The 13,922-nt window shown below is 65.2% G+C and carries 9 protein-coding genes; 5 read left to right on the top strand and 4 right to left on the bottom strand.

Going from position 1 to position 13,922, the window contains the following annotated elements:
• Positions 1-100: 100 nt before the first annotated feature.
• The 3 genes from CDV49_RS10340 to CDV49_RS10330 form a co-directional block, all read right to left on the bottom strand.
• The gene (locus CDV49_RS10340) at positions 101-1,477 is read right to left on the bottom strand and encodes a M20/M25/M40 family metallo-hydrolase (RefSeq protein ID WP_088215458.1); all 1,377 of its coding nucleotides are present in this window, start codon (positions 1,475-1,477) and stop codon (positions 101-103) included.
• Between the two features lie 82 nt (positions 1,478-1,559).
• Positions 1,560-3,356 carry an SLC13 family permease gene (locus tag CDV49_RS10335; RefSeq protein WP_088215457.1) on the bottom strand — a complete coding sequence of 599 codons (1,797 nt, stop codon included), beginning with the start codon at positions 3,354-3,356 and terminating at the stop codon, positions 1,560-1,562.
• A gap of 16 nt (positions 3,357-3,372) precedes the next feature.
• On the bottom strand, positions 3,373-5,181 hold the full coding sequence (locus tag CDV49_RS10330; RefSeq protein WP_088215456.1) for an SLC13 family permease: 1,809 nt from the start codon (positions 5,179-5,181) through the stop codon (positions 3,373-3,375).
• Positions 5,182-6,030: 849 nt separating this feature from the next.
• On the opposite strand from CDV49_RS10330, the gene CDV49_RS10325 reads away from it, so the two are divergent.
• The 5 genes from CDV49_RS10325 (at position 6,031) to CDV49_RS10300 (ending at position 12,891) form a co-directional block, all read left to right on the top strand.
• The gene (locus tag CDV49_RS10325; RefSeq protein WP_088215517.1) at positions 6,031-7,425 is read left to right on the top strand and encodes an MmgE/PrpD family protein; all 1,395 of its coding nucleotides are present in this window, start codon (positions 6,031-6,033) and stop codon (positions 7,423-7,425) included.
• A gap of 262 nt (positions 7,426-7,687) precedes the next feature.
• Positions 7,688-8,062, top strand: coding sequence for a Zn-ribbon domain-containing OB-fold protein (locus CDV49_RS10320; RefSeq protein WP_256947307.1), 375 nt, complete (start codon positions 7,688-7,690; stop codon positions 8,060-8,062).
• Positions 8,063-8,065: 3 nt separating this feature from the next.
• Positions 8,066-9,217, top strand: coding sequence for a thiolase (locus CDV49_RS10315; protein WP_088215455.1), 1,152 nt, complete (start codon positions 8,066-8,068; stop codon positions 9,215-9,217).
• A gap of 2 nt (positions 9,218-9,219) precedes the next feature.
• A complete protein-coding gene (locus CDV49_RS10310) occupies positions 9,220-11,349 on the top strand; it encodes an acetate--CoA ligase family protein (protein WP_088215454.1) in 2,130 nt (709 codons plus the stop codon).
• A 618-nt stretch (positions 11,350-11,967) separates the two neighbouring features.
• Positions 11,968-12,891, top strand: a complete 924-nt coding sequence (locus tag CDV49_RS10300; protein WP_088215452.1) for an SDR family NAD(P)-dependent oxidoreductase — start codon at positions 11,968-11,970, stop codon at positions 12,889-12,891.
• Between the two features lie 60 nt (positions 12,892-12,951).
• Here CDV49_RS10300 and CDV49_RS10295 read toward each other — a convergent pair whose 3' ends face one another.
• Positions 12,952-13,860 (bottom strand): LysR family transcriptional regulator, encoded by a 909-nt coding sequence (locus tag CDV49_RS10295; protein WP_088215451.1) that lies wholly within the window; start codon positions 13,858-13,860, stop codon positions 12,952-12,954.
• Between the last annotated feature and the right edge of the window lie 62 nt (positions 13,861-13,922).

Raw genomic sequence — 13,922 nt, 5'->3', positions numbered from 1 at the left:
GGACGGCAAACATAGGTGCAATGTTACCCGAACCGGGCGACTTGCGACAGCGGCCGGCACGCGGTTGAAGTCCCGCGTGCCGGCCGCGCCGCCGGGACTTTTAAAGCGCCGCGAGAATACGCGCCCACGAACGGATGCCCTTGTGGAAGCTCACCAGCTCATACTTTTCATTGGGGCTGTGGATCCGGTCGTCGCTCAGGCCAAAGCCGGCCATCACCACATCCATACCCATCCGCTCCTTGATCATGGTGGTCACCGGGATCGATCCGCCCCCGCCAACAAAGGCCGCGTCCTTTCCCCATTCCTCGCTGAGCGCGGTCAGCGTGCTCTGGAACACCGGGGCCGAGGTATCGAAGGCCACCGCGCGGCCCGCTCCATGCTCTATGAACTCGACACGGCAATCGGCGGGAATGCGGGCGTTGACGAAGGCGCGGAATGCGTTGCGCACCTTGTGCGGATCCTGATCGAACACCAGCCGGAAGGAGATCTTGGCGGACGCCGTCGCCGGGATCACGGTTTTGAAGCCCGCGCCCTGATAGCCGCCCCCCATCCCGTTGACCTCGCACGTCGGGCGGGACCAGACCATCTCCAGCACGGAGCGTCCCTTCTCTCCGGCGGGCACCGAGAGCCCGACTTCGCCGAGAAAATCTTTCTCGGAGAAGTCCAGCTTTGCCCAGCTCTCCCGCAAAGCCTCGGGAAGTTCGGGCACTCCGTCGTAGAATCCAGGCAGCGTGATGCGGCCGCTTTCATCACGCAGATCGGCGAGAATACGGGCCAGCACATGGTTCGGATTGGCGGCCGCCGACCCGTAGAAGCCCGAATGCAGGTCACGATCGGCGGCGTGGATGATGATCTCCTCACCACAAAGGCCGCGAAGCGAGGTGGTGATCGCCGGTGTCTCCTTGTCCCACATGTTGGTGTCGCAGATCAGCGCGACATCGGCACGCAATTCGTCGGCATTAGCGTCGAGGAACGGCGGAAGGTTCACGCCTCCCGATTCCTCCTCCCCTTCCAGGAGGATGGTGACGGCGATCGGAAGCTTGCCCGTGACGGCCTTCCACGCACGGCAGGCTTCCACAAAGGTCATGAGCTGCCCCTTGTCGTCCGCAGCACCGCGGCCGACGATGAATTTCGATCCGTCCGCGCGCGTTTCGATGGAGGGCGCGAACGGGTCGTGATCCCAGAGATCGAGCGGATCGACGGGCTGCACGTCGTAATGCCCGTAAAAGAGCACAGAGGTGCCGCTGGTCCCCCGGTCATGCCCGACAACCATCGGATGCCCGGCGGTGTCGCGCACGCTCGCTTCGAACCCGATGGAGGCGAGATCCGCGGCATGCCACTCGGCACAGGCCCGTGTCTCCGCGTCATAGGCCGGGTCGGTGGAGATGGATTTCAGACGCAGCGTGTCGAACAGGCGTGCGATCGCATTGTCAATGTCAGCGTCGATATGGGCAAGAACGGAATCCAGTTCACTCATTTGAGAAGCTCCTTCCCTTTATCTGCAATGTTCAGGCGCGTGGTGCACCCGCGATGGAAGAACAGCGGAAAGCGGCAACCGATCAGAAGGGCCAGATAAGCGGCACCAGCCAGACTGCCACAACGAAATACCAAACGGTCAATGGCAGACCGAGCGGCCAGTAGTCACTGAATCTGTACCCCGCCGGACCCATGACCATGGTGTTCGATGTGGTGGACACCGGCGTCAGGAACGATGCCGAGGTCGCCACGCTGAGCGCCATTATTGCGGGGAGCGGCGACACACCGAAGGCATTGGCCGCCATCACGGCGACCGGCAGCAGGATCATTGTCGTGGCGGTGTTGGACACCACGATCCCCATGACTACCGCCAGAATGAAGATCATGGCCAGAAGCAACCGGGGGGAGGCGGCGCCGACAACCTCGACGACATGATGGGCGATAAGCTGCGCGGCCCCCGTCTCCACCAAAGCGGCGGAGAGCGGAAACATCGCCGCAATCAGGACGACGGTGGTCCAGTTGATCGCCCGGAACGCGTCCTCCACGCTCAGCAGGTTCAGAAGCAGGATAGCGCCAGCGGCCAGTACCGCCGCCACCGAAGGGGCCAGAGCCCCGGAGGCGATGGCGATGACCATGGCCGCCACGATCAGCAGCATGGCATTCGCGCCGACACCCAAAGGCACAAGCTGCCGCCGTACGGAGTCCGACCGGTCCACGATCAGCACACCCTCCCGCGCCTCGTATTGCCGCAGGGCGGTCCACGGTCCCTGGATCAGCAGGTGGTCGCCCGCATGCAGCGTCACCTCCCCGATCAGGTTTTCGCCGTGCCGCTGAATCGCCATGACCACCAGATCCCCGGGCGTGATGACCATTCCGGGAAATATGGGCTGCCCGATCAGGGAAGACCGCAGCGGTATCACCGCTTCCACCACGCCTGTTGAGCGGTCAATGAGCCCGCCCGCCGCCTCCGCCCCGGAAAGAGCAACGACTTTCAGCCCCTGCCGGCTGGCGAAATCATGGGCCTTCTCGGACGAACCGCGCACCACGAGACGATCGCTGGCCCGCAGTGCTTCCCTTCGCCGGGGCGTCCCGGCCGGTCCGATGACGGAGATCAGCCGCAGCCCTCCTTCCAGCGGAAGCTCCTCCACCCGCGTTCCCGCAAGCGCGGAGCCTCGCACCGGACCAAGAACGAACGTATCGCTGGTGAGCCTGTACTGCTGCACGAGCGTTTCGGCATGGCGTCTCAGATCGCGCGGCAGGCGTGGCGCGATACGGGCGGGAACCAGCCGGGATCGCAGCAGCAGAACGATCACGATCGTGCCGGCAAGAAGCGGCACCCCGGCCCATGCAAATTCAAAGAAGCCTATCGCGTGGCCGGTATAGTCGAGCGCCGAATTCGCGATCAGAACATTCTTGGGCGCCCCGGTCAGTGCCAGATGCGATCCCGCGCCGGAGGAAAACGCCATCGGCAGCAGGAATTGCGACGGCTGCTCGCGCAGTCGGACGGCGATGAGCATGACGACCGGCATGAGGGTGCCGATGGCCCCGCTGGAATTGATCAGCGGGCAAAGCGCGGCAACGGCCAGCATCCCGATAACCAGAAGCCGTCTGGAGCTCCCTGCCACCAGGCGCTCGAACTGCTGGCCCATCCAGGCGGTGACGCCTGTGGCCTCAAGCCCGGCGGTGACAATGAAAAGAGCCGCGACGAACACCACCACCGGGTCGCCGAACCCGACAAAGATGTGGTCGAGCGACAGGATACCCGTGAGGTAGAGCGACAGCGCGCTGCCCATCGCGACCACGACCAGAGGCAACCTGTTCCAGATGAACAGGCCGATCGTGGCAAGAACGATCAGAAGAAGGAGCGAAATGTCACTCATCTTGGCACGTCGTTCTTCAAAAGCTCCAGATCACGGGCACCCAGAACACCGCCACCACAAAGAACCATAGCATGAAAGGCAGTCCGAACTTCCAGTAATCGGTAAACTTGTAGCTGCCAGGCTCCATGACCATGAGGTTGGTGGGCGTGGCGACCGGCGTCAGGAAGGAGGCCGCCGCCGCCACGCCCACCGACATCAGGACAGGTTCAGGAGATATGCCCATCTGCTTTGCCGTGACGACCGCGATGGGAATGATGATCAGCGCCGTTGCCGTGTTGGAGATGACCTGCCCGAGAATGGCTGTCAGCACGAACAGCCCCGCCAGCAGCATACGCGGCTCGGATTGCCCGACCACCGCCACCAGCTTCTCGGCCAGCAACTGCGCCGCGCCGGTCTGCTGGATTGCCACCGACAGCGGCATCATCGCACCGACGAGGATCACCGTCGTCCAGCTGATCGACCGATAGACCTGATCGACGCTGAGGATGCCGGTGAGCACGAAGGCGCCCGCGGCCAGAAGACCGGCGACAGCCGGCGGCACCAGCCCGGTCGCAAGAAGGATCACCATTCCCGCCAGGATCAGCAGCGTCGTCTGCGCCCCCGGCCCCATGGGGAGGGCCTGACGGCGGACGAGTTCGGGGGAATCGACGACCAGAACCTCGGCGGGCTCCAGCCGGGTTTCCATCGCCTCCCACGTTCCCTGAAGAAGCAGCGTGTCGCCGGAGGCCAGCTGGTCTCCCGAGGTGAGATCCTTCCCCTGCCGCTGGATCGCCAGCACGATAAGGTCGCCGCTCGGCGTGACCATTCCGGGAAAGAAGCGTTCGCCGATCAGCGGAGAGCGCGGCTTGATGACCACTTCCGCCAGCGCCGAATTCCGGTTGAACAAGGTGTTTGTCGTCTCGTCCGCGCTGACGGCATCGACCATGACCAGCCCGAGTTCCTGCGCAAATTCGCCCACGGCCGCGCTTTCCCCCCGCACGACGACGATATCCCCGGCGTTGAGTTGTGCGCGCTGCCCGGACGTGCCTTCCCCTCCCGGGGTGACCGAAACGAGCGCCAGCCCCTCCCGGTCGGACAGGTCGAGAGCGCGACGGCTCGTTCCCACGAGCGGAGAGTCCTCCCGGATGCGCAGCGTCTGCACTTCGGACGACAGCCGGTATTGCTCAACCAGCGTCGAGGCGTGCCGGCTCAGATCGGTGGGCAATGTCTTGCTGGACCGGGCGGGCAGGAGGCTTTCCCCCAGCAGCACCGAAATCAGCACGCCGCCCAGCACCAGCGGAATCCCCACGAGCGCGAATTCGAAATATCCGAAGCTCCGGCCTTCGAAATCGGCGAGCGCCTCGGAGATCAGCACGTTCACGGGCGTCCCTGTCAGCAGCAGCATCGAGCCGGAATGTGCGCCAAAAACCAAGGGCATCAGCAGCCGCCCCGGCGCGCGTCCCAGCCGGACGGCGAGCACCACGACGACCGGCAGAAGTGCGGCGACTGCCCCGTTCACACTGATCAGCGCGCTGAGAACCGCCACGGAAAGGGTCATGAACACGATCAACCGCACCCGGCTGTTGCCGGACTTGTCGATCAGCATTTGCCCGACCCAGGCCGTAACCCCCGAACGCTCCATGCCCGCGCTGACGACGAAAAGCGAGGCGACGAAGATTGTGGCGGGGTCGCCAAATCCCGCAAGACTCTGCCCGATCGTCAGGATGCCCGTCGCCCAGAGAGCGAGCGCGCAACCGATGCAGACGATGATGACCGGAAGCCTGTCCCAGACGAAAAGAACGATCACGGCAGCGATGATCGCAAAGACAATCCAGATATCGGACACGAAAGTGCACCTCAATAGAGACTTTAATCGGGATCAGGCGCGAGAGCGAATTCGGTCGGCTTTGTGCAACCTTTATTCGAGCGTGCATTACTGGAATGGCGAAACGGGAAAATGGATCGCGCCATATCCGCCTGCACGAAATAGAGGGCACGGCAGTTATGAATGCACCTTATTCCGCCCCGCTCAATGCAGCAAGCAGCCATTTCCCTTGCGTTTGGTTCCGAGTTCCTCGCGACGGCGAGTTTCCGAATCGGAAACATCGGGTATGATCCAAGGCACGGGACAACCGGTTTTGTCCTGCTACTGACGCCCGCGCCACAACCGCAACCTGTTTCCAAGGCTGTCGTGTGCGGCTCCCCATGATCCGCGCGTTGGGCGAAAACGGCGTATCCGGCCATCCACCGGGGCGACTAGCAGGCTGCTGAAAAGTCCTGAAATGTCATGCTTATGCGCCAGAAATCGGAAAATCGGCCCGGAAACGCCCGGCAGAATATGGATTTCGCCAGATTGCGAACGATTTCTGTTCCAACACAGGCCAAAAAGCCTTTTTCAGCAGCCTGCTAGAGGGCGGTGCGTAGATAAGCCATGGCAGGCGCCGGGGGCGGTGGCAAAGCCGGGGTCATGTGATCCTGCAATACCTGTAGTAACAAATCGGCATTTTCCATTGTGTGTCAAAATGCTCATTTTCCGGTGGTGCCAAGTCGGACTGGCTGAAACACGTGGTGTGGCGCCCTACCTGCGCTCCTGCGGAAGCCAGGGCCGAAGGGGCACTTCAGTGGGGCGTCGCGCCACAGACCTGTTTGGTGGACGACCTTGCGGAGCCTTTGGGAGAGGGTGGGGGGAATGAAGATGGAACGGGAAACCGCGAGCGACATCACCGGGACGCTGGCCCGCTTTGCCGCGCTGACGTCGTGGAAGGACATGCCGCCGGAGGTTCCCCGGCGGGCGCTGGCGCTCACCACCGATCTTGTCGGCTCGATCCTCCGCGCGGCGGGAGAGGCGGAGTCCAGTCCCGCCGTTCTGGCCATGGTCGAGCGGCTCGGCATGGCGGGAAGCGGGCCCTGCACCGTGTTTGGCCTGAACCGTCGCTACGGGGCGGCGGCAGCGGCGTTGCTGAACGGCACGTTTGGCCATTCCCTCGATTTCGACGACACCCATTCAGACAGTTCGCTGCATCCGAGCGCGCCGGTGGTCCCGGCGGCCCTCGCGGCGGCGGAACTCACCGATGCTTCCGGCGAGGCGCTTCTGGAAGCGATTGTTGTCGGTTTCGAGGTGTGTTGCAGGCTGGGCATGGCGCTGGATCCAACGGCGCATTATGCGCGCGGCTTTCACCCTACGGCGACGGCTGGCGTTTTCGGCGCGGCGGCGGCGGCGGGTCACATCTTCGGTCTGGACCCGGAAAGAATGTCCGCCGCCTTCGGCATTGCGGCGAGCCAGGCTTCCGGTTCATTGCAGTTTCTTGAAAACGGCGCCTGGAACAAGCGGTATCAGGTGGGCGAGGCAGCGATGAAGGGGCTCATGGCGGCGACCATGGCCCAGGAGGGTTTCGTCGGCTCGCGGGCACCGATCGAGGGGCGCATGGGCCTGCTCGCCGGCTATACGGACGATCCGCATCCCGAAAATGCCACTGCGGGACTCGGCGAAATCTGGGAAACGCTGCGCATCGGGGTAAAGCCCTATCCCGCCTGCCGCTATACCCATGCCGCGGTGGATGGGCTGCTCGCCCTTCAGAAACAACACGGCTGGAAGGCGGAGGAGGTCGGTGCGATCTCCGTCGGATTGCACCGCAACGGCATCACGCTCGTGGGCGCGCCGATCGAGGCGAAGCGGCAGGCGCGGAGCATCGTGGAGGGTCAGTTCTCCATGCCCTTCGCCGCGGCGGTCGCCCTGCTCCGCCAGCGGTTCGGCTGGGATGACTACGATCTGCTCGGAACGCCGGAGGCCGAGGCAATCGCCGCCCGCGTCGATGTGTGGCAGGACAGCAGCCTTGAAGGCCTGCGCCACCCGTTCGGCGCGACCCTGCGGGTAGAGGCCCGGGGCGAGCACCATGAGCTGCGCGTGCCCGATCCCTCCGGTGAGCCCGAGACCTTCCCCGATGACACGGCGATGGCTGCGAAGTTCCGCGCGCTGGCAAGGCCCGTCCTCAATGCCGACAGCGATACCTGGCTTGCCCATCTGCGGGGTTTGGAAACCGCCGTTTCCGTGCGCGGGCACCTGACAGGTCTGGTCACCGGCCGCGTCTGACCCCGCATCGAGCGGGCATCCTCGCACGGCACGTCTTTCGGGAGAGCCGCTGGAGATGCTCGCGCCGAAAGGCGTGACGAGGGCGTTCGCCGATTGGCACACCTCCCGTCCTTCCGAATGGCGTGCGGGCATATCGGCGGGCACCCCCGGCACGCCATGAGCGCGCGTGGCAATGCTTCCCCGGCATCACTGATAGCAAAAACATGCATTTGTTGGGGAAGCACTACTTGCGCGAGCATGGTGGCGGGATGGAGGGATTTCGATGAACAAGCTTATGCGACCGGGGGTGGATGCCAACGGCCCGCAGGCGATCTATGAGGCTTTTCTCGCTCGGGGAAAGTTCATGATCCAGCGGGCACGGGCAACGGGGGAGCATGTGTTCTACCCCCGGGTACTCTCCCCCGCCGGGGAGGATGATCTCGAATGGGTGGAGGCCACGGGTCGGGGCACCATCTACGCCATCACCGTCAACCGCACCCGCGAGGGGGCCTCCAACATCGCCCTCGTCGATCTGGAGGAAGGCCCCCGGATGATGGCGACCATCGCCGGGGTTGAGACCGCCCCCATCGGCGCCCGCGTCAAGGCGCGTATCGAGACGGGCGAGCCTCCGCGCGTGGTCTTCGAGCTGGAGGAATAACGCATGGCACATTCCCTTCGCGGCAAGACCGCCATCGTCGGCATGGGCACCGCCGGGCTGGGCGAGGCGCCGGGCTATTCGGCGATGGAGCTGCTCGGCCAATCCGTCCACGCCGCTCTGTCGGATGCGGGCATGCGCCTCTCCGATATCGACGCGGTCTTTGCCGCGACGAGCAGTCACGCCTTTCCCACCCTGAGCGTGTCGGAATATCTCGGGCTGAAACCGAAGTATTTCGACGGCACCAACGTCGGCGGTTCGAGTTTCGAGATGCACCTGCTGCAAGCCTCCCTCGCTCTGGAGGCTGGGCTCTGCGATGCGGCGCTGATCTGCTACGGCTCCAATCAGCGCACGGCGGGCGGGCGGCTGGTGTCGATGTCAGAACCCCAGTGGCACGAGGTCCCGTATCACCCGCGCCACCCGATCACCGCCTATGCGCTCGCGACGAGCCGGCACATGTACCAGTTCGGAACGACTCGGGAGATGCTGGCCGATGTTGCCGTGGCGGCGCGGGGCTGGGCCAACATGAACCCGGACGCCTTCGCGCGGGGCCCGCTCAGCCGGGAGGATGTGCTGGCCAAGCGCATGGTCAGCGATCCGCTCAGCACAGGGGACTGCTGTCTCGTGACGGACGGGGCGGCGGCCTGCATCCTTGTCCGGGCAGAGCGGGCAAAGGATTTTCCCAAAACGCCAGTCTATTTCCTTGGAGCGGCGGGGGCGAGCTGGCACCGCTCGATCCAGTCCATGCCGGATTTGACGGTGACCGCAGCCTCCGACAGCGGGCCGCGGGCGTTCGAGATGGCGGGGGTGGATCGGTCGGATGTCGATCTGCTGATGCTCTATGACGCCTTCACCATCAACACGATCTTGTTTCTGGAAGACCTCGGCTTCTGTCCCAAGGGGGAGGGCGGGCGTTTCGTGCAGGACGGGCGTATCGCCCCGGGCGGGGAGCTTGCGGTGAACACCAATGGCGGCGGGTTGTCCTGCGTGCATCCGGGCATGTACGGCATGTTCCTGATCGCGGAGAGCGTGGCGCAGATCCGGCGCGAGGCGGGCGAGCGGCAGCTAGAGCGCGCCGATATCGCCCTGTTGCACGGCAATGGCGGAACGCTCTCCAGCCAGGTGACCGCCTTCCTTGGGTCGGAAGCGGTGGTGTGACCATGCGCGATCTTGCGATGAATTACGATTTCGCCGCGCTCGATGCATTGTTGTCGCCCCGCTCCGTCGCGATCATTGGGGCTTCGGACGATCCGACGCGGATCGGCGGGCGGCCGATAGCTGCGATGCTTCAGGCGGGGTATCAGGGGCGGCTGCTTCCGGTGAATTCCGGGCGGAGCATGGTGCAGGGGCTGGTCTGCCACCCCGATGTCGCCTCCCTCCCCGAGGCGCCGGAGGCCGGGATCGTCGCGGTCGCCGCCCAGCATGCGCCCGGCGTGGTCGAGGCGCTCGGACGGCGCGGCTGCCGGGCCGTCACGCTGTTCTCCGCAGGGTTTGCCGAAACCGGAGAGGCGGGGCGGCGCGCGCAGGAGGAGGTGCTCGCCATCGCCGCCCGTCATGGGATGCGTGTGCTCGGCCCGAACACGCTTGGCGTTTACAACCTCGCGACGGGATATTTCGGAACCTTCTCCTCCTCGCTGGAGCTTGCCTTGCCGCTGCCGGGCCGGGTCGGCATCGCCAGTCAGTCGGGGGCATTCGGGGCGCATCTCTCCGTTCTCGCGCGGGAACGCGGGATCGGGGCCTCGGTGCTCGTCACCACGGGCAACGAAGCGGATGTGACGGTGGCCGACGCGATAGGCTGGATGGCGGGCAGCGATGCGGTCGATGTCATCTGCGCCTATCAGGAAGGCTTCAACGATCCTGCCCGCCTGCTGGCCGCGCTCGATGCCGCGCGCGCAGCGGGCAAGCCGGTCTTCATGCTGAAATCGGGGCGCAGTCAGCTCGGAGCGTCGGCTGCGGCCTCGCATACCGCTTCCCTCGCGGGCGATGACGCGGTAGCCGATGCGGTGCTGGCGGATCATGGTGTGATCCGGGTACGCGATACCGACGAGATGCTGGATTTCGCCTATGCGGCGCGGGCGCGTATCTTTCCGCGGGAGAACACGCTCGGGATCATCACGATAAGCGGCGGGGCAGGTATCGTCGCCGCGGACGAGGCTGAACTGGCAGGTCTGCCGATGCCTCCGATGCCGCGCGCCGCGCAGGACCGCCTTCGGGAGGTGCTGCCCTATGGCGCGCCGGGCAACCCGCTCGACTGCACCGCGCAGGCGCTGAACGATCTGTCGCTGTTCGAGACCTTCGCCCGTTCGGCCTTGCAGGACGGCGGCTACCGTTCGGTGCTGTGCTTTCTGACCTATGTCGCGGGCGGAGCATCGCTTGCGCCCCGTCTGCTCGAAACATTGCGCCGGATCCGCGCGGACTTCCCGGACCGGCTGCTCGCCCTCTGCCTACTGGGACCGGAGGAGGTCCGCCGGGCCTATGAGGACGCGGGCTATCTCTGCTTTGCCGATCCGGGACGGGCGGTCAAGGCCATCGCCGCCATGGGGCGGGTCGGGGAGATGCGCCGGCCGCAAGCGCAAACCCTGCCCGCGCTGCCGGACGTCACGCTCCCCGAGCATACGCCGGACGAGCATGAGGCCAAGCGTATCCTGACCGCCGCCGGCATTCCCGCCGCGCCGGAACGGATTGTCAATTCCGTCGAAGAGGCAGTGGCGGCGGCGGATGACCTGAGCTTTCCGGTGGTTCTGAAGATCGTCTCGCCCGATATCCTGCACAAATCCGACATCGGCGGCGTGCGGCTCGGTCTCGCCGACGGCGAGGCGGTGCGAGCGGCCTATCGCGGCATTCTCTCCGATGTCGGCCGCGCCGCGCCCGATGCGCGGATCGCGGGGATGCTGGTCGCGCGGCAGCTCACGGGCGGGGTCGAGTGCTTCATGGGCATCAGCCGTGATCCCACCTTCGGCCCCGTGGCGGCCTTTGGGCTGGGCGGTATCTTTGTTGAGGTTCTGAAGGATATCGTGCTGCGCCCCTGTCCTTTCGACGAGGCCGCGGCGCGGGAGATGATCCTGTCGATCCGCTCCGCGCCATTGTTGACCGGCGCCCGCAACCGGCCTCCGGTGGATCTGGATGCGCTGGCGGCGATCCTGTCGCGTCTGTCCGCCTTTGCCGTGGCCGCGGGGCCTCGGCTTCTCTCCGTCGATCTCAATCCCGTGCTCGCCCGGCCCGATGGCGCCTGGGCGCTGGATGCCGTGGTGGAGGTCGCGGAAGACGGTATGGAAGACGGAGAGAAATGACCGATGACGACCGGCTGATGGCCCGGGGCAGTCTTGAGGTGCGCGCCGTTTCCGCCCGGCTTCTCCGCAGTTTTGCGATGAGGCTCGACGATCTCAGGATCGCGGATCAGTCGACCCAACCGAGGGCGGTTTTCAGGGCAGCACCGCGCTTGGGTCGTGCGGCCGGGATCCTTGCCACGCGGCGCGCTGGGAGCGTCTCGGCAGCGGCGATTGGCGACACTGCCCGCCAGCAGGCCCAAGGCGCGCTCAGTCACCGTGACGGCTGGCCGATTATCAGGGCGGGCAGGACTTACGCCCGTGCTGAACGAACGGCGCATGGATCACGAGACCATCTCTGCCCCAGTCACGGATCGCGTGAAGCGGAGCGAGGCCGGGGCCGGGCTACTCCATGCTGAAGGTCAAATGGCCGCGCCTTTATTGGACGGTCCGCGACCGGATCATGGAGCAGTCGTCCGGGGCGATCTTCTGAGGCGGTTGCCGGAAGCCGCAGCGGTTTTCCCCGCCACGCCTACCGGCCCGGTTCGAGCTACGGAGACCGTCGGAGATACAGAGGAACATCGTGGCCCGACAGGTGCCCGATCATTGAGATTGACCGCTGGAACGAGGGAGGAAAAGACGATGACGGTGGATCTGGGGTTGCGCGACAAGGTTGCGATCGTCACGGGCGCAGGCGGGGGGATCGGGCGCGGCATCGCGCTCGAATTCGCTCGCGCGGGCGCGAAAGTGGTCATCAACGATATCGGCGTCTCGCTGGGCGGGACGGGCGAACGCTCCTCTGCGCCGGCGGAGGAGACCAAGGCGATGATCGAGGCCATGGGTGGCGCGGCGATCATCAGCACCGAGAGCGTGTCGGAATGGGGCGCGGCACGGCGCACGGTTGAAATGGCCATGGATCATTTCGGACAGCTTGACGTGGTGGTCAACAACGCGGGCATTCTGCGGGACGTCATCTTCTACAAGATGGAGCCCGCCGATTGGGAGGCTGTCATAAGCGTCCATCTGAACGGCAGTTTCTACATGAGCCGTGCCGCCGCCGAACCCTTTCGGATGCAGGGAAGCGGCGCCTATGTGCATATGACCAGCACGTCGGGGCTGATCGGCAATTTCGGACAGGCGAATTATTCCGCCGCCAAGCTGGGCATCGTCGGCCTGTCACGGTCCATCTCGCTGGACATGGCGCGGTTCGGTGTGCGCTCCAACTGCGTGGCCCCCTTCGCCTGGAGCCGGATGACGTCCTCCATCCGCGTGGACAGCCCCGAGCAGCAGGTAAGGGTTGACCGCATGAAGCTGATGACGCCGGAGACGAATGCGCCGCTTGTGGTCTTTCTCGCCTCGGCAGCCGCGGAAGGGATCACGGGACAGGTGTTTGCCAGCCGGATGAACGAGCTTTTCCTGTTCAGCGCGATGCGGCCGGTGCGGAGCGTCCATTCCGCTGAAGGCTGGACGCCGGAAACCATTGCCGAACGTGCCATGCCCGCGATGCGGGGCGGTTTGGTTGCCGCGGAACGCAGCCCCGAGGTCTTTTCCTGGGATCCCGTCTAGCCAAGCGCGGCTGACTGATCGCCTCAGGCGGGGTGGTGAGGCCATGCACGCTGGCCCTCGTCAGAGGGTCGTGCCAGGCCACTCGCCGGAGGTGACCAGGTCGCGGACGGTGTTGTTCAGCATCTCGGTGAACGGCCCCATGAGGCGGCTGGGCTGCCGGTTCAGCGATGTCCAGATCACCAGCATGCGGCCGAGGGCCGGCGCCTCTATCGGTCTGGCCACGAGGCGACCGGCCTGCACAAGCGGGAAGACGCTGACTAGCGGCAGGATGGTGCTGCCGGCCCCGCGCTCCACAAAGGCGAGAAGGGTGGGCAGGATATCGATCTCCAGCGCGATGTTGAGCGGCACGCCATTCTGCAGCGCGGCCTGATCGATCAGCTTGCGCAGCCCGTGGTCGGGGCTGGGCAGGATCGCTGTCGAGGCGAGAGCTTCCCGCAGCGGAACAGGCGCCTGCGGGCTTCCCGGTGGCTGGATCAGGAACAGCCGCTCCACCAGCAGGGGCTGCACCTTCACCAGCGGAACCTTCGCGCCCTGATAGGTCACGCCTATGTCGATGGTGCCGCGTTGAAGCCAGTCCTGAACATGCCCCGAAAAGCCGGTGGTGATACGCAGCTTGACCTCCGGGTAGAGCCGCAGGGTTTCAGCCACCAGCGGGGTGGCCAGAACCTCTGCCACGGTGGGCGGCAGACCCAGCGTGATTGTCCCCCGCAGCCGGTGATCCCGCGCGGTTATATCCTGCACCATGAGCTCGACGTCATCGAGCACCTTGCGCGCGCGATCTGCCAGCGTCTGCCCTTCCTCCGTCGCAATCACCCCGCGTCCGTGCCGGCTGAGCAGGCGCACGCCCAGCTCCTCCTCCAACGCCTGAACCTGCCGACTGAGAGCGGGTTGGGCAATCTGCAACCGCTCTGCCGCGGCGGTGATGCTGCCAAGCTCGACGATCTGCACAAAGCTGCGCAGCTGACGCATGTCCAAGATGCCGGTTCCTTATGGCAGTTATGTTTTCAACGCACTTGAAACATAGGTCCGTA

The sequence above is a fragment of the Haematobacter genomosp. 1 genome (assembly GCF_002196855.1).
In the GTDB taxonomy this organism is placed as follows: Bacteria; Pseudomonadota; Alphaproteobacteria; order Rhodobacterales; family Rhodobacteraceae; genus Haematobacter.
This window is presented reverse-complemented; position numbering and strand designations above follow the sequence as displayed.

Coding starts and splice junctions, on each gene's coding strand:
- CDV49_RS10340 (WP_088215458.1), bottom strand. CDS start 1,477: ATGAGTGAACTGGATTCCGTTCTTGCCCATATCGACGCTGACATTGAC.
- CDV49_RS10335 (WP_088215457.1), bottom strand. CDS start 3,356: ATGAGTGACATTTCGCTCCTTCTTCTGATCGTTCTTGCCACGATCGGC.
- CDV49_RS10325 (WP_088215517.1), top strand. CDS start 6,031: ATGGAACGGGAAACCGCGAGCGACATCACCGGGACGCTGGCCCGCTTT.
- CDV49_RS10320 (WP_256947307.1), top strand. CDS start 7,688: ATGAACAAGCTTATGCGACCGGGGGTGGATGCCAACGGCCCGCAGGCG.
- CDV49_RS10315 (WP_088215455.1), top strand. CDS start 8,066: ATGGCACATTCCCTTCGCGGCAAGACCGCCATCGTCGGCATGGGCACC.
- CDV49_RS10310 (WP_088215454.1), top strand. CDS start 9,220: ATGCGCGATCTTGCGATGAATTACGATTTCGCCGCGCTCGATGCATTG.
- CDV49_RS10300 (WP_088215452.1), top strand. CDS start 11,968: ATGACGGTGGATCTGGGGTTGCGCGACAAGGTTGCGATCGTCACGGGC.
- CDV49_RS10295 (WP_088215451.1), bottom strand. CDS start 13,860: ATGCGTCAGCTGCGCAGCTTTGTGCAGATCGTCGAGCTTGGCAGCATC.